17 protein-coding genes are annotated in these 21520 nt (G+C 61.1%); 13 read left to right on the top strand and 4 right to left on the bottom strand.

Going from position 1 to position 21520, the window contains the following annotated elements; translation table 11 throughout:
- Nucleotides 1-71 precede the first annotated feature (71 nt).
- Nucleotides 72-1016: a GlxA family transcriptional regulator gene (locus MF6394_RS16795; RefSeq protein ID WP_078467105.1), complete on the bottom strand. Its 945-nt coding sequence runs from the start codon at nt 1014-1016 to the stop codon at nt 72-74.
- A 195-nt stretch (nt 1017-1211) separates the two neighbouring features.
- Here MF6394_RS16795 and choX point away from each other — a divergent pair, with 195 nt between their 5' ends.
- From choX to MF6394_RS16770, 5 genes are all read left to right on the top strand, one after another.
- Entirely contained in the window at nt 1212-2156 is a 945-nt protein-coding gene (choX, locus tag MF6394_RS16790) for a choline ABC transporter substrate-binding protein (RefSeq protein ID WP_078467104.1), read from the top strand.
- 73 nt (nt 2157-2229) lie between these two features.
- On the top strand, nt 2230-3117 hold the full coding sequence (locus MF6394_RS16785; RefSeq protein WP_044271833.1) for a 3-keto-5-aminohexanoate cleavage protein: 888 nt from the start codon (nt 2230-2232) through the stop codon (nt 3115-3117).
- Between the two features lie 138 nt (nt 3118-3255).
- Nucleotides 3256-4221 carry an L-carnitine dehydrogenase gene (locus tag MF6394_RS16780; protein ID WP_047711957.1) on the top strand — a complete coding sequence of 322 codons (966 nt, stop codon included), beginning with the start codon at nt 3256-3258 and terminating at the stop codon, nt 4219-4221.
- A 119-nt stretch (nt 4222-4340) separates the two neighbouring features.
- A complete protein-coding gene (locus MF6394_RS16775) occupies nt 4341-4835 on the top strand; it encodes a thioesterase family protein (RefSeq protein WP_047711958.1) in 495 nt (164 codons plus the stop codon).
- A 223-nt stretch (nt 4836-5058) separates the two neighbouring features.
- Nucleotides 5059-5322: a hypothetical protein gene (locus tag MF6394_RS16770; RefSeq protein ID WP_032894934.1), complete on the top strand. Its 264-nt coding sequence runs from the start codon at nt 5059-5061 to the stop codon at nt 5320-5322.
- 127 nt (nt 5323-5449) lie between these two features.
- Here MF6394_RS16770 and MF6394_RS16765 read toward each other — a convergent pair whose 3' ends face one another.
- Both MF6394_RS16765 and MF6394_RS16760 read right to left on the bottom strand, forming a co-directional pair.
- Entirely contained in the window at nt 5450-6553 is a 1104-nt protein-coding gene (locus MF6394_RS16765; protein WP_003194907.1) for a GlxA family transcriptional regulator, read from the bottom strand.
- A gap of 512 nt (nt 6554-7065) precedes the next feature.
- Nucleotides 7066-8442 carry an L-serine ammonia-lyase gene (locus tag MF6394_RS16760; RefSeq protein ID WP_014720257.1) on the bottom strand — a complete coding sequence of 459 codons (1377 nt, stop codon included), beginning with the start codon at nt 8440-8442 and terminating at the stop codon, nt 7066-7068.
- A gap of 416 nt (nt 8443-8858) precedes the next feature.
- Here MF6394_RS16760 and MF6394_RS16755 point away from each other — a divergent pair, with 416 nt between their 5' ends.
- From MF6394_RS16755 to choV, 3 genes are all read left to right on the top strand, one after another.
- Entirely contained in the window at nt 8859-9806 is a 948-nt protein-coding gene (locus tag MF6394_RS16755) for a choline ABC transporter substrate-binding protein (protein ID WP_044271836.1), read from the top strand.
- Between the two features lie 69 nt (nt 9807-9875).
- Nucleotides 9876-10721, top strand: a complete 846-nt coding sequence (choW, locus tag MF6394_RS16750; protein WP_003194913.1) for a choline ABC transporter permease subunit — start codon at nt 9876-9878, stop codon at nt 10719-10721.
- Nucleotides 10718-11896, top strand: coding sequence for a choline ABC transporter ATP-binding protein (gene choV / locus MF6394_RS16745; RefSeq protein ID WP_032894931.1), 1179 nt, complete (start codon nt 10718-10720; stop codon nt 11894-11896). The genes choW and choV overlap by 4 nt, the downstream gene beginning before the upstream one ends.
- 166 nt (nt 11897-12062) lie before the next feature.
- Here choV and MF6394_RS16740 read toward each other — a convergent pair whose 3' ends face one another.
- Entirely contained in the window at nt 12063-13997 is a 1935-nt protein-coding gene (locus tag MF6394_RS16740; RefSeq protein WP_238597300.1) for a BCCT family transporter, read from the bottom strand.
- A gap of 390 nt (nt 13998-14387) precedes the next feature.
- Here MF6394_RS16740 and betI point away from each other — a divergent pair, with 390 nt between their 5' ends.
- From betI to MF6394_RS16715, 5 genes are all read left to right on the top strand, one after another.
- Entirely contained in the window at nt 14388-14981 is a 594-nt protein-coding gene (gene betI / locus MF6394_RS16735) for a transcriptional regulator BetI (RefSeq protein ID WP_044271839.1), read from the top strand.
- A 110-nt stretch (nt 14982-15091) separates the two neighbouring features.
- Nucleotides 15092-16564: a betaine-aldehyde dehydrogenase gene (gene betB, locus MF6394_RS16730; protein ID WP_078467102.1), complete on the top strand. Its 1473-nt coding sequence runs from the start codon at nt 15092-15094 to the stop codon at nt 16562-16564.
- A gap of 169 nt (nt 16565-16733) precedes the next feature.
- Nucleotides 16734-18428, top strand: coding sequence for a choline dehydrogenase (gene betA, locus MF6394_RS16725; RefSeq protein WP_069557084.1), 1695 nt, complete (start codon nt 16734-16736; stop codon nt 18426-18428).
- 192 nt (nt 18429-18620) lie between these two features.
- Nucleotides 18621-20063 (top strand): TldD/PmbA family protein, encoded by a 1443-nt coding sequence (locus MF6394_RS16720; RefSeq protein WP_078467101.1) that lies wholly within the window; start codon nt 18621-18623, stop codon nt 20061-20063.
- On the top strand, nt 20063-21379 hold the full coding sequence (locus tag MF6394_RS16715) for a TldD/PmbA family protein (protein ID WP_078467100.1): 1317 nt from the start codon (nt 20063-20065) through the stop codon (nt 21377-21379). Before MF6394_RS16720 ends, MF6394_RS16715 begins: the two co-directional genes overlap by 1 nt.
- Nucleotides 21380-21520 lie beyond the last annotated feature (141 nt).

Below are 21520 nucleotides of genomic sequence, written 5' to 3'. Positions count from 1 at the left end.
GCACTGCATAGGCCAACTGATACATCGCAATCGCAGGCAAGCCAGCTCCCACCTTGAATCTGCACCAACGCTTAAACCACCTCCCGTCGCCGGTCCTCCCTAGGGCATTTGGCGAACCTGGCTCGATAACTTCGCGTGAAATACGACGGTGACTCAAACCCGCACGCAATACTCACTTCCAGCACGCTCATGTCGCTCTGGCGCAGCAGTTTGCGGGCTTTTTCCAGGCGCAGGCCAAGGTAGAAGTTACTGGGGGTGTCGTTGAGGTGCAGGCGAAACAGCCGCTCCAGTTGGCGTCGGGTGACCTTGATTGTTTCGGCCAGGGCCAAGGTGCTCAGGGGCGGTTCGGTGTGCTGTTCCATTTCGCCGATCACGTGCACCAGCTTCTTGTTATTGATGCCGTAGCGCGTGGCGATCTGCATGCGCTGGTGGTCTTTGCGTGGGCGGATGCGGCTTAGTACGAATTGCTCGGAAACCTGGATAGCCAGCTCCGGGCCGTGGGCCTGGGCGATGAGGTCGAGCATCAGGTCGATGGAGGCAGTGCCGCCGGCGCAGGTGATGCGGCGCCGGTCGATTTCGAACAGTTCCTGGGTCACGCTCAGGTGCGGATAGGCTTCCTTGAAGGCGTCGATGGCTTCCCAGTGCAAGGTCAAGCGGTGGCCGTCGAGCAGGCCCGCCTCGGCCAGCACGCAGGCGCCGGTGTCGATGGCGCCGAGGGTCACACCCTCATGGTCGAGGCGGCGCAGCCAATGCTCCAGGGCGGGCGTGGCGAACTGCAGGGGTTCGAAGCCGGCCACCACCAGTAAAGTCGCGCCTTTTTTCAGCGGCTCAAGCGCGGCGTCGACGTTGACCGACATACCGTTGCTCGCCAGCACCGCGCCGCCATCGGCACTCAAGATGTGCCAGCGGTACAGCTCGCCGCGAAAGCGGTTGGCCACCCGCAACGGTTCCAGTGCGGAGATAAAACCGAGGGCAGAGAAACCCGGCATCAGCAAAAAATAGACATCCTGGGACATGGTGGCGCTCTCGTCGGACGGGCAGCGTGGTCACTGTGATACGCCAGTTCAACCGGCCATTCAAGAGCACAGGTCGCTGCAGTGCAAGAGCGAGTCGCCGCCGTGCGCTTTGCGGGGCGCCAAGCTGCGTAACGTGATCCCACGGCGCACCAAGACGCCGGCACCCACAATAACGACCTGCCGAGGGCTCCACCCATGAACCGACTGATCAGCCGCTGCGTACTTGCACTCAGCGCCAGCGCTATTTTGAGCACCCCTGTCATGGCAGCGGATGCCCCTGCTTGCCAGAACGTGCGCATGGGCGTGGTGAACTGGACTGACGTCATCGCCACCAGCGCCATGGCCCAGGTGCTGCTCGATGGCCTCGGCTACAAGACCAAACAAACCAGCGCCTCTCAGCAAATCATCTTTGCCGGCATCCGCGACCAGCGCCTGGACCTGTTTCTGGGTTACTGGAACCCGCTGATGACCCAGACCATCACGCCGTTCGTCGACGCCAAGCAAGTCAAAGTCCTCGACAAAGCCAGCCTGGAAGACGCCCGCGCCACCCTCGCAGTGCCGACTTACCTGGCCGACAAGGGCCTGAAAACCTTTGCCGACATCGCCAGGTTCGAGAAAGAGCTGGGCGGCAAGATTTATGGCATCGAGCCGGGCTCGGGCGCCAATACCCAGATCAAGGCGATGATCGCCAAGAACCAGTTCGGCCTGGGCAAGTTCCAGTTGGTGGAGTCCAGCGAAGCCGGCATGTTGGCGGCCGTGGACCGTGCCGTGCGCCGCAAGGAAGCGGTGGTGTTCTTTGGGTGGGCGCCGCACCCGATGAACGTCAATGTGGCGATGACTTACCTCACCGGCAGCGAAGACGCCCTGGGCCCGAACGAAGGCATGGCCACCGTATGGACCGTGACCGCGCCGGCCTACGCCGACCAGTGCCCCAATGTGCATAAGTTGCTGACCAACCTGACGTTCACCGCCGCCGACGAGAGCCGGATGATGCAGCCGCTGCTGGATCACAAGGACGCCTTGGAATCCGCACGGCAGTGGCTCAAGGATCACCCTCAAGACCGGCAGCGCTGGCTCGATGGCGTCACCACTTTCGACGGCAAACCCGCCGCGACCAACCTGCAACTGACCAGCAAATAACGTTTTGCGAACCACCGTTTCGCGGCCACTTGCGACCGCGAACGGCACCACCACGCCTGTAAGGAACCGCCTCATGAACCACGACGTCATCATCACCTGCGCACTCACCGGTGCTGGCGACACGACCGCCCGAAGCCCACACGTGCCGGTCACGCCCAAACAAATCGCCGCCGCCGCGGTAGAGGCCGCCAAAGCCGGCGCCACCGTGGTGCATTGCCATGTACGCGACCCGCAAACCGGCAAATTCAGCCGCGATGTAGCCCTGTACCGTGAAGTGATGGAGCGCATCCGCGAGGCCGACATCGACATCATCGTCAACCTCACCGCCGGCATGGGCGGCGACCTGGAGATCGGTGGCGGCGAGAATCCCATGGAGTTCGGGCCTAATACCGACCTGGTCGGCCCGCTGACCCGCCTGGCCCACGTCGAAGAACTGCTGCCGGAAATCTGCACCTTGGACTGCGGCACGCTGAACTTCGGCGATGGCGACACCATTTACGTGTCCACCCCGGCGCAACTGCGTGCTGGCGCCAAACGTATCCAGGAACTGGGCGTAAAGGCCGAGCTGGAGATTTTCGACACCGGCCACCTGTGGTTTGCCAAGCAGATGATCAAGGAAGGGCTGCTCGATAACCCGCTGTTCCAACTGTGCCTGGGCATTCCCTGGGGCGCACCGGCCGACACCACCACCATGAAAGCCATGGTCGACAACCTCCCCGCCGACGCGGTGTGGGCGGGCTTCGGCATTGGTCGCATGCAAATGCCGATGGCCGCGCAGGCGGTGCTGCTGGGCGGCAACGTACGGGTGGGCCTTGAGGACAACCTGTGGCTGGACAAGGGCGTGCTCGCCACCAATGGCCAGTTGGTGGAACGCGCCAGTGAAATTCTCAGCCGGTTAGGCGCACGGGTCCTGACCCCGGCCGAAGGCCGCATCAAGATGGGCCTGACCCAACGCGGCTAACACAGACACCACACAACCCTGTGGGAGCGGGCTTGCTCGCGAATGCGGTGTACCAGTTGGTGCATTCGGTACTGACCCACCCCGTTCGCGGGCAAGCCCGCTCCCACAGGGGATTACCGAACTTTTTAGGAATATGCCATGCGCTTTATCACCGACATCAAAACCTTCGCCGCGTTGGGCAGCGGCGTCATCGGCAGCGGCTGGGTGTCCCGTGCCCTTGCCCATGGCCTGGATGTAGTCGCCTGGGACCCCGCGCCCGGTGCCGAGGCAGCCCTGCGCAAACGCGTCGCCAACGCCTGGACTGCCCTTGAACAACAGGGCCTGGCGCCCGGTGCCTCCCAAGACCGCCTGCGCTTTGTCACCACCATCGAAGACTGCGTAAAAGACGCGGACTTCATCCAGGAAAGCGCCCCGGAACGCCTGGAACTGAAGCTGCAATTGCACAGCCAGATCAGCGCCTCGGCCAAGCCCAATGCCTTGATAGGTTCGAGCACCTCCGGGCTGTTGCCCAGCGAATTCTATGAGGGCTCCACCCACCCGGAACGCTGCGTGGTCGGCCACCCCTTCAACCCGGTCTACCTGTTGCCACTGGTAGAAGTGGTGGGCGGCAAAAACACCGCGCCAGAGGCGATCCAGGCAGCGATCAAGGTGTATGAATCCCTCGGCATGCGCCCGCTGCATGTACGCAAGGAAGTGCCGGGGTTTATTGCCGACCGCCTGCTGGAAGCGCTGTGGAGAGAGGCGCTGCACCTGGTCAATGACGGCGTGGCGACCACCGGCGAAATCGACGATGCCATTCGCTTTGGTGCCGGGCTACGCTGGTCGTTCATGGGTACTTTCCTCACTTACACCCTGGCGGGCGGCGATGCGGGCATGCGCCACTTCATGGCGCAGTTCGGCCCAGCGTTGCAGTTGCCGTGGACTTATCTACCAGCGCCTGAACTGACTGAAAAATTGATTGATGATGTGGTCGACGGCACCGCCGATCAGTTAGGTAACCACAGCATTTCGGCGCTGGAGCGCTATCGTGATGACTGCCTGCTGGCGGTGCTGGAAGCCGTAAAAACAACCAAGGCCAAGCACGGCATGAACTTCGCCGAATAACCCTGTAGGAGCGAGCTTGCTCGCGAAGATCGCCAACGATAACGCGGGGCATCAGGTACCCCACGGCGATCTTGAGTTTTTCGCGAGCAAGCTCGCTCCTACACATTGGAATTCATACCATGCCCGCACTGACCACCTACACCACGAAAATCCTGCCGGACTGGGTCGACTACAACGGCCATCTGCGTGACGCGTTCTACCTGCTGATCTTCAGCTACGCCACCGATGCGCTGATGGACACCCTGGGGCTGGACAGCGAAAACCGCGAAACCAGCGGCCACTCGCTGTTCACCCTGGAGTTGCACCTGAACTACCTGCATGAGGTAAAACTCGGCGCCGAGGTTGAGGTGCATACCCAACTGATCGCCCACGACGCCAAGCGCCTGCACCTCTATCACAGCCTGCACCTTGTGGGCGAAGGGCGCGAGTTGGCCGGTAACGAGCAGATGCTGCTGCATGTCGACCTGGCCGGGCCGCAGTCGGCGCCGTTTGCCGGCGCCACCCTGGAAAAACTCACTGCCCTGAGCCAGGAACACGCCGACCTGCCCCGGCCTGCCCTGCTCGGCCGGGTGATCGGGCTGCCCGCGCAAAAAAAAGCCCCGATCCAGCCGTGACGGGATCGGGGCAGAGTGCTTTGTGTGAGCCGTGCATTCGAGGGTGACCAAACCGTCAAGCTGCGTGCCTGGGTTCAGTGTGCCTGTTACGGGTCAGATCAAGTGACCCGAAAACGACCTGTTCATAGCCATACGAGCCATCGCTGGATTCTGCCCTTGCCGCCAGTCCTGGGGCCTACCAGAATCCAAGTCAATTCCCGCTCCCTACACCAGGATGACCGTCATGATGCACGCGGATTTGATTGACCAGGATGACCTGCTGGGCCAACTGCGCTCACTGGGTTTTGAAGTGTCCAGCGGCGCTACCGCCGAGCAGGCTTGCGAATGTGCGGTGCGCGGGTTGAGCGAAGCGCGGGCCAAGGCGCTCAAGGGCATGGTTGAAAAGATGTACAGCGGCAGTGCGACGATTTTGCCGGCGGTGAGGCAGGCGATCGACAAGCAATTGTTGCCTGCGCTGATGCAGTTCAAACAAAGCTCTGGCGCCTGAAATACATCCTCTGTAGGAGCGAGCTTGCTCGCGAAAATCGCCAATGATAACGCGGGGCGTCAGATACCCCACGGCGATCTTGAGTTTTTCGCGAGCAAGCTCGCTCCTACAATAAGGCAGCCTGGTATCAGAGCCTTACGCTGGCAAACGTCGACTCATTGCGCGCCTGGCTCAACGCCGACATCGGCCCCGACAACGGTGACAACACCAGTGCCGGCGGAATCGGCATCATCGCCACTTGCTGGGTGGTGTTGGAGCCTACGCGCTCATCCCGAGGCGGAATGCCGAAGTACTCGCGGTAGCACTTGGAAAAGTGCGGCGTAGACACAAACCCGCACACCGAGGCGACTTCGATGATCGACATTGGCGTCTGCTTGAGCAGTTGCCGTGCGCGAATCAGGCGCAGCTTGAGGTAGTAGCGTGACGGCGAGCAGTGCAGGTATTTCTGGAACAGCCGCTCCAACTGCCGGCGCGACACGGCGACATACACCGCCAGTTCGTCCAGGTCGATCGGCTCTTCGAGGTTGGCTTCCATCAGCGCGACGATTTCCTGCAGTTTCGGCTGGTTGGTGCCGAGCATATGCTTGAGCGGCACACGCTGGTGATCCTGTTCGTTGCGGATGCGTTCGTACACGAACATCTCGGAGATGGCGGCGGACAATTCACGGCCGTGGTCGCGGCTGATCAGGTGCAGCATCATGTCCAGGGGCGCGGTGCCGCCGGAGCTGGTGAAGCGGTTGCGGTCGAGGGTGAACAGGCGCGTGCTCATGGCCACCCGCGGGAAGGCTTCCTGCATCGACGCCAGGCATTCCCAGTGCACGCTGCAATCAAAGCCGTCGAGCAAGCCGGCGCAGGCCAGGGCCCAGCTGCCGGTGCACACCGCGCCGAGGCGACGAGACTGGCGTGCCTGGCTTTGCAGCCACGACACATGCTCACGGGTGACGGTGCGCTGGATACCCACGCCGCCGCACACGATGACCGTGTCCAGGACGGGGGCTTTGTGCATGGAGGCATCGGGGGTGATTTGCAGGCCATCGCTGGCCCACACCTGGTTGCCGTCGACACTCAGCGTTGTCCAGCGATACAGCTCGCGGCCGGACAGCTGGTTGGCCATGCGCAGTGGCTCCACGGCTGACGCCAGGGAAATCAGCGTGAAATTGTCCAGCAGCAAAAAGCCGATGGATTGAGGCGCACGGTTCTGGGGTTGGGCCCCGGAGTTGGTCGACGTCATCGCAGTATCTCCTCACATCACACAAAGCAGGTGGTGGCCTCAGGCGAGGCTCTTGTTATTGCGCTCGTCCTGAAAAGGAGAGGCTTTGCAATTGATAGAGCAAATGCCATGCCTAAAATTGAATGGCTATTCAAGAACTCCTGAAAACGACCTGTTGATGCGTCTATACAAGCCCGTGCGTGAAGTGCGGGATATGACGCCTAACGGGCGGGGTTCAAGGGGTGTGAGCAGATCGGTAGCACTTGTGGGAAGGCGCTTTGCGGGCGTAGGAGAAGTCTGTCACCCAAAGCACATCAGGCGTGTGATCGTGTAGGAATCGTTCGGAAGCTACTTATCTATTTGCGACGCGCTAAAAGGTGGCGATTTTGGCTTAGGGTGTTCACTTTGTGAGCAGCGCTGGCTGAGCTACCGCATTCGCGAGCAAGCCCGCTCCCACATTTGACCGAGTACATCCTGACGAAATGCGGTCGAGTGTGGGAGCGGGCTTGCTCGCGAATGCAGGCAACTCGGTCTCAGCACTCGACCGCACTCACCGCCAACCCACCCCGCGATGTCTCTTTGTACTTGTCATGCATATCGGCCCCGGTATCACGCATGGTGCGGATCACCCGGTCCAACGAGATGAAGTGCTGGCCATCGCCACGCAACGCCATTTGCGCCGCGTTGATCGCCTTCACCGCCGCGATCGCATTGCGCTCGATACACGGCACTTGCACCAAACCGCCCACCGGGTCGCAGGTCAGGCCAAGGTTATGTTCCAAACCGATTTCGGCGGCGTTGCACAGTTGCTCCGGCGTGGCGCCGAGGATCTCCGCCAATCCGGCCGCAGCCATGGCGCACGCAGAACCGACCTCACCCTGGCAACCGACTTCGGCCCCCGAGATCGAGGCGTTCTTTTTACACAGGATGCCCACCGCCGCCGCGCCGAGCAGGTAGTCGACCACGTTGGCTTCGGTGACTTCTTCACTGAACTTCATAAAGTAGTGCAACACCGCCGGGATGATCCCCGCCGCGCCATTGGTAGGCGCCGTGACCATGCGCCCACCGGCGGCGTTTTCTTCGTTGACCGCCAGAGCGAACAGGTTGACCCATTCCATGGCGCTCAAGGTCGAGCCGATCACATTGGGCTTGTTCAGCTCCTGCAAGCTGCGGTGCAACTTGGCGGCGCGACGGCGCACGTTCAAGCCGCCAGGCAGGATGCCTTCGTGCTTGAGGCCCTGCTCCACGCAATCTTGCATGGCGCGCCAGAGCTTCATCAGGCCGCTGCGGATTTCTTCTTCGCTGCGCCAGGTTTTTTCATTCGCCAGCATCAGTTCGGCAACGCGCAGGTTGTGGGTCTTGCACAGCTGCAACAGCTCCACGGCACTGGAAAAGTCATAGGGCAGCTCGGTACGGTCCATGTCCGCCACACCGCTTTGGGCCTGGGCTTCATCCACGACGAAACCGCCGCCCACCGAGTAATAGGTGTCGCGGTGCAACTCGCCGTTTTCGCCAAACACCACCAGGGTCATGGCGTTGGGATGAAACGGCAGGTTCTCATCGAGCAGGCGCATGTCCCGGGCCCACACAAACGGCACTGGCAACCGCCCGTCGAGCAGCAACGTGTCGGTTTCGCGCAAGGTGTGAATGCGGGCGCCGATTTGCGTGGGGTCGATTGCGTCCGGCCATTCGCCCATCAGGCCCATGATGGTGGCGGTGTCGCTGCCATGACCGATGCCGGTGGCCGACAACGAGCCGTACAGTTGCACTTCGACACGCTGCACCTGTTCCAGCCACCCACGCTCACGCAACCCTTGAACGAATAACGCCGCGGCGCGCATGGGCCCCACGGTGTGCGAACTCGAAGGCCCGATGCCGATCTTGAACAGGTCGAAAACGCTGATAGCCATTAACGTGAAACTCCTCGATAAGCACGGGCCGGGCTTGAACGAGGTGCTACGCTCAGATCGCCCAGATGGCGGCATCATCAAGCTTTTATTCGTCATCACGGCGTCTCACACCGACGCACTCATGCTCACCAGCGGCGCTCGCGTGCGAACGCCAGTTTTGGCCGTTTTTTGCGGTGCAGAAGGGTAAAAACAGCAGTTTTACCTTTGGAAAAACCTGTAAGCGACGTCATCGGTACTGGATGCGACCCTCCCTGTACTGGATACGACGCCCCCTGTAGGCGTCAGATTTTCACTGGTACATGATCAGTCTCGACTCGTTTGCAAGGCACCGCGCCAGAGCTGTTGTCTCACGCTCCAACCGCAACACTTATAAAGCGCGGCGAATGCCGCCAGAAAAGACACAGGAGTCTACCCACATGAAAGGTTCACCCTCGTTGTTGTTGGCCGCCATGCTGAGTCTGCCAGTCGTGGCACACGCCGCAGAACCGGAACAGTGCAAGACCGTCAACTTCTCCGATGTCGGCTGGACCGACATCACCGTCACCACCGCGACCACCAGCGAGATCCTCAAGGGCCTGGGCTACAAGCCGCGCACCACGATGATTTCGGTACCGGTGACTTACAAGTCCCTGGCCGACGGCAAGAACATGGACATTTTCCTCGGCAACTGGATGCCGACCATGGAAAACGACATCAAGCAGTACCGTGATGCCGGCACCGTGGAAACCGTGCGCGCCAACCTGGAGAACGCCAAGTACACCCTGGCAGTCCCACAAGCGCTGTACGACAAGGGCCTGAAGGACTTCGCCGACATCGCCAAATTCAAGGATGAGCTGGGCGGCAAGATCTACGGCATCGAGCCGGGCAACGATGGCAACCGCACCATCCAGACACTGATCGACAAAGATGCCTTCGGCCTGAAAACCGCCGGTTTCAAGGTGGTCGAATCCAGCGAAGCCGGCATGCTCTCCCAGGTTGAACGCGCCTCCAAGCGCAACCAGGCCATCGTGTTCCTCGGCTGGGAACCGCACCCGATGAACACTCGCTTCAAGATGAAGTACCTGACCGGTGGTGACGACTCGTTCGGCCCCAACTACGGCCAGGCCACCATCTACACCAACACCCGCAAAGGCTACACCCAGGAGTGCAGCAACGTTGGTCAGTTGCTGAAGAACCTGGTGTTCACCCTCGACATGGAAAGCACCCTGATGGGGAACGTCCTGGACGACAAGATGAAGGCCGATGCTGCCGCCAAGGCCTGGCTGCAAAAGAACCCGCAAGTGCTCGACACCTGGCTCGCCGGTGTCACCACCGTTGATGGCAAACCAGGGCTCGATGCCGTTAAAGCTTACCTCGCCAAATAGCACCCGCTGACCCCAGGCCGGTGCGCTGGCCTGGGATGTTTTCCCCTTCGCATGTGGACATTCACTACCATGCTGACTGAACAGAAAATCCCACTAGGCCAGTACATCGCTGCCTTCGTCGACTGGTTGACCCAACACGGGGCCAACTACTTCGACGCAATCGCATCGACCCTGGAAACGATGATCCACGGCGTGACGTTTGCGCTGACCTGGTTCAATCCACTGGCATTGATCGGTCTGATTGCGCTGCTGGCTCACTTTATCCAACGTAAATGGGGACTGACTGTTTTTGTCATCGCCTCCTTCCTGCTGATCCTCAACCTGGGGTACTGGCAGGAAACCATGGAAACCCTCGCGCAGGTGCTGTTCGCCACCCTGGTCTGCGTGGTCATCGGTGTGCCGCTGGGCATTGTTGCCGCGCATAAGCCGATGTTCTACACCATGATGCGGCCGGTACTCGATCTGATGCAGACCGTGCCGACCTTCGTCTACCTCATCCCTACCCTGACCCTCTTCGGGCTGGGTGTGGTGCCTGGGCTGATTTCCACGGTGGTGTTCGCGATTGCCGCGCCGATCCGCCTGACCTACCTGGGTATCCGTGATGTCCCGCAAGAGCTGATGGACGCCGGCAAAGCCTTTGGCTGCTCGCGCCGCCAGTTGCTCTCGCGCATTGAACTGCCCCACGCCATGCCGAGCATCGCCGCCGGCATTACCCAGTGCATCATGCTGTCGCTGTCGATGGTGGTGATCGCGGCCCTGGTGGGCGCTGATGGCCTCGGCAAGCCGGTGGTCAACGCACTCAACACCGCAGACATTGCCTTGGGCTTTGAAGCGGGCCTGGCCATTGTGTTGCTCGCCATCATGCTCGACCGTATCTGCAAACAACCCGACGCTAAAGTAGGGGGTGATGCATGAGCATTATCCGATTCGACAATGTCGACGTGATCTTTTCCAAAGACCCACGCGAAGCGCTCAAGCTGCTGGACCAGGGCATGAGCCGTAACGAAATCCTGAAGAAGACCGGGCAGATTGTCGGCGTTGAAAAGGCCAGCCTGGACATCGAGAAAGGCGAGATCTGTGTGCTGATGGGCCTCTCGGGCTCAGGCAAGTCCAGCTTGCTGCGCTGCATCAACGGCCTCAATACCGTCAGCCGTGGCCAGCTGTTTGTGGAGCATGAAGGTCGCCAGATCGACATCGCCTCCTGCACCCCTGCCGAACTGAAAATGATGCGCACCAAACGCATCGCCATGGTGTTCCAGAAGTTCGCCCTGATGCCCTGGCTGACGGTGCGCGAGAACATCAGCTTCGGCCTGGAGATGCAGGGCCGCCCAGAGAAAGAACGACGCACGCTGGTGGACGAAAAGCTCGAACTGGTGGGCCTGAGCCAATGGCGCAACAAGAAGCCCGACGAGTTGTCCGGCGGCATGCAGCAGCGCGTCGGCCTGGCCCGCGCCCTGGCGATGGACGCCGATATCCTGCTGATGGACGAACCCTTCTCGGCCCTCGACCCGTTGATCCGTCAAGGCTTGCAAGATGAACTGCTGGAGCTGCAACGCAAGTTGAGCAAGACCATCGTGTTCGTCAGCCACGACCTGGACGAAGCACTCAAACTCGGTAGCCGTATCGCGATCATGAAAGACGGCAAGATCATCCAGTACAGCGTGCCGGAAGAGATTGTGCTGAACCCGGCGGATGACTATGTGCGCACCTTCGTCGCCCATACCAACCCGCTGAACGTGCTGTGCGGGCGCAGCCTGATGCGCACCCTGGATAACTGCACGCGCGTGAATGGTTCAGTGTGCCTTGATCCGGGTGGCGACTCCTGGCTGGACTTGGCCGAAGGCAACACCATCCAGGGCGCACGCCAGAATGGCGTGACGATGAACCTGCAAAACTGGGCGCCAGGGCAGGCCGTGGAAGGCTTGGGCCGCGTACCGACGCTGGTGGACTCGAACATCGGCATGCGCGATGCGTTGCAGATTCGCTACCAGACAGGCAACAAGCTGGTGCTGCACGACAACAACAAGGTGGTGGGGATTTTGGGAGACAGTGAGCTCTACCATGCCCTGCTGGGCAAGAACCTGGGCTAAGCCGCACCGCAGAGCAAATGTGGGAGCGGGCTTGCTCGCGAATGCGGTGTGTCAGTGAGTACATCTATTACTGATCCACCGCATTCGCGAGCAAGCCCGCTCCCACATTTTGATCTGCTTTCACATTAGCTAAGCGGCGCCAGTTAAGGCGCCGCCCGCTCAACTATCAGCTATAGACCCGGCCAAGGAGCTGCCGATGGCTTTCAAACTGATCGAGCACATCCCGGGAGATCTGCTCCTGGGTGAAGCCCATCAGGTCATACTCCTGAGGCCCGTTGTGCAGGTACACCTCGGCACGGTAGTAACGGGTGCGCTCTTCTTCAGGCAGGTCAGCCGGCGCTGCCGAGTAGCCATCCAGGCTCACTTCGTAGACAAACGGGTTGCCTTCGTCCATCTCGATCCGCACGCCGATGCAGCGCTTGGATTTGCCCAGCAAGGTCTGCACTTCCAGGCCCTGATCACGCAACGCACTCGCGGCTTCTTCCAACGCCGGCGTTACGTGCTTGTCCATAAAGCGCTGCACGGTGGCCTGGCTCGGTTGCAGGTCCAGGGCAGTCAAACGCTCGCTGAAACCACGACGCCCGCGTTCAGCCAATTGCGCCTGCTCCTGTTCGATGGCCACGTCTTGGCGCATGGCCTTGTGCAAACCGAACATAAAGAACACCAGCACCACCGAGAACGGCAGCCCCGCCAACACCACCATGGTTTGCATGGCTTCGAAGTTACCGGCAAACAGCAGGCCGATGGTCACCAGGGTGATCACCGCCGACCAGAAGATACGCAACCAGTGCGGCGCGTCTTCATCCACGTTGCCGCCTTTGCAGGAAAGGTTGGCCATCATCACCGCGCCGGAATCCGCAGGCGTCAGGAACAGCACGAAGCCCACGAAGATCGACACGCCGATCACCACTTTCGACGCCGGGTAATGCTCAAGCAGTTGGTAGATGGCCATGGACGGTTGCTCCAGCGCCGTCTTGCCCAACTCCACCGCCCCATGGTTCAACACCAAATCCAAAGCCGAGTTGCCGAATATCGACAGCCACGCCAGGGTAAAGCCCAGCGGGATCAGCAATACGCCAGCCACCAGTTCACGCACGGTACGCCCACGGGAAATACGTGCGATGAACATGCCTACAAATGGCGCCCAGGAAATCCACCAGGCCCAGTAAAACAGGGTCCACAGGCCCATCCAGCGTTCGGTCTTGGCACCGTCGCCTTCGTACACATACAGGTCGAAGGTTTTGAGCACGATACCGTTGAGGTAATCACCGGTGTTCTGCACCAGGCCATTGAGCAGGTGCAAGGTAGGGCCGAACAGCAACACAAAGATCAGCAAACCGCTGAACAGCACGATGTTGAGGTTGGAGAGGCGGCGAATACCGTTTTCCACACCCGACACGGCGGCAATGGTCGCCACGGTGCTCATCACGATGATCACGATCAGCAAATTGGTATTGCTGTGCTCCATGCCGAACAGGTTTTCCAGCCCCGACGACACTTGCATCGAGCCGATCCCCAGGTTGGTCACAAGGCCCAGCAGGGTCACGAACATGCCGAAACCGTCTACCGCATGGCCGGCCGCGCCCTTCACCCAACGCTCGCCCACCAGCGGGTACAGCGCCGAACGCAAGGCCAGCGGCTGGTTGTGACGATAAGCAAAGTACGCCACGGCCAGGCCCACCAGCGCATAGATCGCCCAGCCGTGCAGGCCCCAGTGCAGGAAGGTCAGTTGCAGCGCCTGGCGTGCCGCGCCATTGCTGGCGGCAGCGCCTTCGGGCGGGTTGAAGTAGTGGTCCAACGGCTCGGACGCACCGAAATACAACAGCGAGATGCCGATACCCGACGAGAACAACATGCCGGCCCAGGCGCCGTAGCTGAAGTCTGGGGTATCGTCCTTCGCACCCAGCTTAAGTTTCCCATAGGACGAAAACGCCAGGCCGACCACAAACACCAGGTAGGCGGCGATGACCACCATGTAGTACCAGCCAAAGCTTTTCGACAGCCAGGCCTGTGCTACGCCGAGCAGGCGCCCGGCCTCCTGCGGGGCGACGATCAGAATGGCGGTCAACAATAAAATCAGCGCGGTGGAGGTGTAGAACACCCAACCGTTGACCCGGACCTTTTCCGGTGGGGTCTTTATAAGAGAGGCAGAACTCATGGCGCAGATGCTCCAGGCAGTGCGAAAGAGAAACACAAGGCAACGGTTATCCCGGGACATCGATTTTTCGGCAGTCGACGGACGGGTGTTATAAAGACACCCCGAAAATTCTTGAGCCCGCCAAGGCGGTGATCAGGCTCTGAAGTGGCCTGTTTCAAGGGTTTTTGCAGGTGTCGAAGGTTGCAGCTCGCAGGTAGGAAACATCTGTAGGCAGCGACCATTTGTCGCAGATCTTATTCTTTGTTGATTGAACGTTCAATCAAAACAAAATAGACTGGCCCTCAAGCCGACGGACGTGGATCGCCCATCGGCAGGCCTAAGGAGAGGTGCTACATGCCCAAGGTCGGTATGCAACCCATACGCCGCCAGCAGTTGATCGAAGCCACATTGACGGCCATCGATCGGGTCGGGATGGGAGATGCCAGCATTGCGTTGATCGCCCGTCTGGCCGGCGTCTCGAACGGCATCATCAGCCACTACTTTCAGGACAAGAACGGCCTGATCGCAGCGACGATGCGCTACCTGATGAATGCGCTGATCGAGAACGTGCAAGAACGCAGGCGTGCCTTGAAGGATGACAGCCCACGGGCGCACCTTCAGGTGATCATCGAAGGCAACTTCGACGCCAGCCAGGTCAACGGCCCGGCAATGAAAACCTGGCTGGCCTTCTGGGCCACCAGCATGCACCACCCGTCATTGCACAGGTTGCAGCGGATCAACGATCAACGTCTGTATTCCAACCTGTGCTGCCAGTTCCGCCGAGTGCTGCCGCTGCCGCACGCACGCAAAGCAGCCCGAGGTCTGGCGGCTCTGATCGACGGTTTGTGGTTGCGCGGCGCCCTGTCGGGAGACGCTTTCGACACGGCGCAGGCGCAACGGATCGCTTACGAATACATGGATTTCCAATTGGCCAAGCAGGTGAGTTAGAGCACACATAACCGCTCAACCCCTGAACTGCTGCCGCTCAGTGTTGCCACACCCTTATGGCCCACTGTTCGGCGGTTAACGCCAACCACTTATGCACTTGCGAGGACTTTATGGCCCGTTTCGACCTGCAAAAACTCTCCATTGACGGCGGCTACAGCGACGCTGGCAGCGATGCCACCTTCGAAGCCATCAACCCGGCTAACGGTGAAGTTCTCGCCCAAGTGCAACGCGCCACCTTCGATGACGTTGAACGTGCCGTGGTCAGCGCTGAAAAAGGCCAGAAAATCTGGGCCGCCATGACCGCCATGGAGCGTTCGCGCATCCTGCGTCGTGCCGTGGACATCCTGCGCGAGCGCAACGATGAGCTGGCCGCCCTGGAAACCCTGGACACCGGTAAAGCCTTCTCGGAAACCAAGTACGTCGACATCGTCACCGGTGCTGACGTGCTGGAATACTACGCTGGCCTGGTGCCCGCCATCGAAGGCGAGCAGATCCCCCTGCGCGACACCTCGTTTGTCTACACCCGCCGCGAGCCGCTGGGCGTGGTTGCCGGTATCGGCGCGTGGAACTACCCGATCCAGATCGCCCTGTGGAAATCCGCACCAGCCCTGGCTGCCGGTAACGCGATGATCTTCAAGCCAAGCGAAGTCACCTCGCTGACCACCCTGAAACTGGCCGAGATCTACACCGAGGCTGGCGTTCCAGCGGGCGTGTTCAACGTACTGACCGGCAGCGGCCGTGAAGTCGGCACCTGGCTGACCGAGCACCCGCGCATCGAAAAAGTCTCCTTCACCGGCGGCACCGACACCGGCAAGAAAGTCATGGCCAGCGCGTCGAGCTCCTCGCTCAAAGACGTGACCATGGAACTGGGCGGCAAGTCCCCGCTGATCATTTTCGACGACGCCGACCTCGACCGCGCCGCCGACACCGCCATGATGTCCAACTTCTACAGCTCCGGTCAGGTCTGCACCAACGGCACCCGTGTGTTCGTGCCCAAGCACCTGCAAGCCGCGTTCGAAGCCAAGATCGTTGAGCGTGTTGCGCGTATTCGCATCGGCAACCCGGAAGACGAAAACACCAACTTCGGCCCGCTGGTCAGCTTCGCCCACATGGAAAGCGTGCTGGGCTACATCGCCAAAGGTAAAGAACAAGGCGCCCGCCTGTTGTGCGGCGGCGATCGCCTGACTGACGGCGACTTCGCCAAAGGCGCCTTCGTGGCCCCGACCGTGTTCACCGACTGCACCGACGACATGGTGATCGTGCGTGAAGAAATCTTTGGCCCGGTGATGAGCATCCTCACCTATGAAACCGAAGAAGAAGTGATCCGTCGCGCCAACGACACCGACTTCGGCCTGGCCGCTGGCCTGGTCACCCGCGACCTGAACCGCGCCCACCGCGTGATTCATCAACTGGAAGCCGGTATCTGCTGGATCAACGCCTGGGGCGAGTCCGACGCGAAAATGCCGGTCGGTGGCTACAAGCAGTCGGGTGTGGGCCGTGAGAACGGCATCAGCTCGCTGAACAACTTCACCCGCATCAAATCGGTACAGGTTGAATTGGGCGATTACGCCTCGGTGTTCTAACACCCGAGCCTTGTATTGCCCGTGAGGCCATCGCGGCGGTGCGACGACTCGACAAGCCCGGCGCCCACATTTGCTCTGTGTGAACCCGATCAAATGTGGGAGCTGGCTTGCCTGCGATCGAGTGCGAAGCACTCGCCAGACCTGACCATACTTCAAAGAGGGTACATTCATGTCCCAAGAATACGATTACATTATTGTGGGTGCCGGCTCAGCCGGTAACACCCTGGCGACCCGTCTGACCGAAGACGAAGGCGTCACCGTCCTGTTGCTGGAAGCCGGTGGCCCGGACTACCGCCTCGACTTCCGTACCCAGATGCCAGCCGCCCTGGCCTTCCCGCTGCAGGGCCGCCGCTACAACTGGGCCTACGAAACCGATCCAGAGCCCCACATGGACGGCCGCCGGATGGAATGCGGTCGCGGCAAGGGCCTGGGTGGCTCTTCCCTGATCAACGGCATGTGCTACATCCGTGGCAACGCCATGGACTACGACAACTGGTCGAAGCTGCCGGGCCTGGAAGACTGGACCTACCTGGACTGCCTGCCGTATTTCCGCAAAGCCGAAACCCGCGACATCGGCCCCAACGATTGGCACGGTGGCGACGGCCCGGTCAGCGTGACCACGCCGAAAGCGGGCAACAACCCGCTGTTCCACGCCATGGTTGAAGCGGGCGTACAGGCCGGTTACCCACGTACCGAAGACTTGAACGGCTACCAGCAAGAAGGCTTCGGCCCGATGGACCGTACCGTCACGCCGAACGGCCGTCGCGCCAGCACCGCACGCGGTTACCTGGACACGGCTAAAAAGCGTTCGACCCTGACCATCGTCACCCATGCCCTCACCGACAAAGTACTGTTCGAAGGCAAGCGTGCAGTGGGCGTGCGTTACCTGATCGGCGCGGCCGAAGAGCGCGTTGAAGCCCGTGCGCGTAAAGAAGTATTGGTGTGCAGCGGCGCAATCGCTTCGCCGCAACTGCTGCAACGCTCCGGCGTCGGCCCGGCCAAACTGCTGGAAAGCCTCGACATCCCGGTGGTCCACGACCTGCCGGGCGTGGGTGAAAACCTGCAGGACCACCTTGAGCTGTACCTGCAATACGCCTGCACCCAGCCCGTGTCGCTGTACCCTTCGCTGCTCTGGTACAACCAGCCGGCGATTGGAGCCGAATGGCTGTTCAACGGCACCGGCATCGGCGCCAGCAACCAGTTCGAAGCGGGCGGGTTTATCCGTACCCGTGAAGAATTCGAGTGGCCGAACATCCAGTACCACTTCCTGCCGGTAGCCATTAACTACAACGGCAGCAACGGTGTGAAAGAGCACGGTTTCCAGGCGCACATGGGCTCCATGCGTTCGCCAAGCCGTGGCCGTATCCAGCTGAAGTCGAAGAACCCACGGGACTACCCGAGCATCCTCTTCAACTACATGGCCACCGAGCAGGACTGGCAGGAGTTCCGCGATGGCATCCGCCTGACCCGTGAAATCATGCAGCAGCCGGCACTGGACCCATACCGTGGCCGCGAAATCAGCCCGGGCATCGACGTGCAAACCGATGAGCAGTTGGACAAGTTCATCCGCGAGCACGCCGAGACCGCGTTCCACCCGTCCTGCTCGTGCAAGATGGGCACCGACGAGATGGCCGTAGTCGATGGTGAAGGCCGCGTGCATGGCATGCAGGGCCTGCGTGTGGTCGATGCCTCGATCATGCCGATCATCACCACCGGCAACCTGAACGCGCCGACGATCATGATCGCCGAGAAAATCGCCGACAAGATCCGTGGCCGCCAGCCGCTGCCGCGCAGCACCGCCGACTACTACGTGGCAGGCGATGCGCCGGTGCGTGGCAAGCCGTTGCGTGAGATTGCGCAGTAACTGATACACCGCGGTGCCTGCATCGCAGGCAAGCCAGCTCCCACAGTTGAATGGGTTCACAACTCAAAATGTGGGAGCGGGCTTGCCCGCGATGAGGCCCGACCAGACACAACAAAACCTCCCTTGATCAGCTCCCCGCCCAGGCCTACTCTGTTGGCCTGCCCGCGCCGAGCCGCCCACAAGGAAGGCCCCATGTTCGAACACCACGCCACGCTCAAGAAACACTTCGGTGCCCTGCGCACCACCGCCGAATTTTTCTCCCTGCGCTACGTTCGCGAATCCGGCCAGTACCTGTCGGTGCGCAAGAACGTCGCCGAGCCGCCTCACCTGGGCCATGACGAAGGCGCCATGCTTACCGTGCGCCTCAACGGCGTGGAAGCCTACGCCGCGACCAACGATATTTCCCTTGCCGGCCTGCAAGCCGCCCTTGAGCGTGCTGAACAGCAAGCCCGGTTGATCAAGCCCCACGCCCTGCTCGACCTGCACCAGCAACCAGTGTCCAGCGACGTCGCCGACTACCTGTCGCCCGACCTCGACCAGCCCTGCCCGTCCCTGAGCGACTGCTACCAATTGCTCGGCGATGAGTCCGCCGCCGTGCCCAAGGATGAGCGCCTGGTGAGTTGGGAAGTCAGCCTGGGCACCACGCGGGTCGAACAGATCTACCTCAACAGCGCCGGCGCGCAATTGCGTCAGGCCCAGCGTTTCGTGTTCCCCGGCTTGAGCGTCACCGCCTTCGACGGCAACGACAGCCAGACCCGCACCTTGGGCGGCACCAACTTCGGCCAGCAAGGCAGTGCCGGCGTGATCCAGCGCTTCGGCCTGGTGGGCGCCGCCCGCAAAGTGGCCGACGAAGCCCTGCAATTGCTGCTCGCACCGAATACGCCCCACGGCCCGCGTGACCTGCTGCTGATGCCCGACCAGATGATCCTGCAGATCCACGAATCCATCGGCCACCCGCTGGAGCTGGACCGCATCCTCGGTGACGAGCGCAATTACGCCGGCACCAGTTTTGTGAAGGCCAGCGACTTCGGCCACCTGCAATATGGCTCACCGTTGCTCAACGTCACCTTCGACCCGAACATCCCCGAACAGCTTGCCAGCTACGGCCATGACGACGACGGCACGCCTGCCAGCAAGCAATTTCTGATTCGCGAGGGCCTGCTGCTCAAGCCCTTGGGCGGGGCCTTGTCGCAGTTTCGCGCCAACCTGCCAGGCGTTGCCAACAGCCGCGCCTGCGGCTGGAACCGTGCGCCCATCGACCGCATGGCCAACCTGAATATCGAGCCCGGCGATAAAAGCCTCGCGCAATTGGTGGGCGGCATCGAGAACGGCATCCTGATGTCGACCAACCGTTCGTGGTCCATCGACGATGCGCGCAACAAGTTCCAGTTCGGCTGCGAGTGGGGCCAGTTGATCGAAAACGGCGAACTCAAGGGCGTGGTGAAGAACCCCAACTACCGGGCGATTTCCGCGCAGTTCTGGCGCAAGCTCAGCGCGGTGGGCGATGCCAGCACCTTCAAGGTGTTGGGCACGCCGAACTGCGGCAAGGGCGAACCCAACCAGGTGATCCGCGTCGGCCATGCGTCGCCGGCCTGTGTATTCAGCAATGTCGATGTATTTGGGGGAGATGCCTGATGAACCACTTCAAGGCACTGGTGGACTGGCTCCAGCAAGCCATCACCGACAAGGAACACTTTCAACTCGGCTACGCGGATGAAGCGTCCGAGTTCGTGCGCTTCAACCACGCACAGGTGCGCCAGGCCGGCCAGGTACAGCAGGCCAGCCTGAACCTCAAATTGATCAACGATGGGCGCCACGCCGACCTGGGTATCACCCTGTCGGGCGAAGCGGAGCTGGATCGCCAACGCCTGGCAAATGGCCTGCAACAACTGCGCGAAACCTTGCCGCTGTTACCGCCTGACCCGTACCTGCTGTTGAACCCCGACGCCTGGCACAACCATAACGAACAGCTGCGCCCGCTGCCGGAACTGGCCCAGGTGCTGGACGATATCAGCCAAGCCGCCGACGGCGTGGACCTGGTCGGTTTCTACGCCGCAGGCCCCATCAGCCGTGGTTTCGCCAGCTCAACGGGCGCGTTCGGCTGGCACCGGGCTAACAGCTTCAATTTCGACTTCAGCCTGTTCCACGCCAATGGCGAAGCGGTCAAAGCCAGCTACGCCGGGCATACCTGGAACAGCGCCGAATTCGCCGCCCGTTTCCAACAGGCCCGGGAGCAACTGGCGTTTCTCGATCGCCCGCTGCACAACCTGGCGCCCGGCCAATACCGCGCCTACCTGGCGCCGGCAGCGCTGGAAGAAATCATCAGCATCATCACCTGGGGTGGTTTTTCGGCCCAGGCCATCGCCAGCAAAGGCAGTTCGTTGCAACGCCTGTACGCGGGTGATCAGTCACTGAGCCCGCTGGTGACGGTGGATGAGCAGATCAGCGGCTCCCTGAGCCAGGCGTTTTCCACTGAAGGCTACCCGCGCGAGGATGTCACCCTGATCAACGCAGGCCAGGCCGAGGGCCAGTTGATCAACTCGCGCAGCGCCGCCGAATACGGCTTGAACACCAACGGCGCCAGCAGCGACGAGTCGCCCAGCGCCTTGCAAATGGCGCCCGGCAACCTGGCCCAGGCCGATATTCTCAAGCAGTTGGGCACCGGTCTGTATATCAGCAACCTCTGGTACCTGAACTACTCCGACCTGCCGGCAGCGCGCCTGACCGGCATGACGCGCTTTGCGACCTTCTGGGTGGAAAACGGCGAGATCCAGGCGCCGGTCAGCACCATGCGCTTTGATGACAGTGTCTATCAGTTGCTCGGTTCGCAATTGGAAGCGCTGACTGCTGACCGGGAGCTGCTGTTGTCGGCCAGTACCTATGACCAGCGCAACACCGCTTCCAACCTGTTGCCAGGCGCTTTGGTAAAACGCCTGACGCTGACCTTATAAACCGTAGGAGCGAGCTTGCTCGCGAAGAACTTACAGACACCGCCGGCTGGCTATCAGCACTGCGTTATCGTTGACGTTTTTCGCGAGCAAGCTCGCTCCTACAGAGCAATAACCTGCACTGCAAAGAAACGTCTATCCCGC

Origin of the sequence: Pseudomonas sp. MF6394 (genome assembly GCF_002018845.1) — a bacterium.
GTDB classification, from domain to species: domain Bacteria; phylum Pseudomonadota; class Gammaproteobacteria; order Pseudomonadales; family Pseudomonadaceae; genus Aquipseudomonas; species Aquipseudomonas lactis.
The sequence above is the reverse complement of the archived record's forward strand: the minus strand, read 5'-3'. Positions and strand labels throughout refer to the sequence as shown.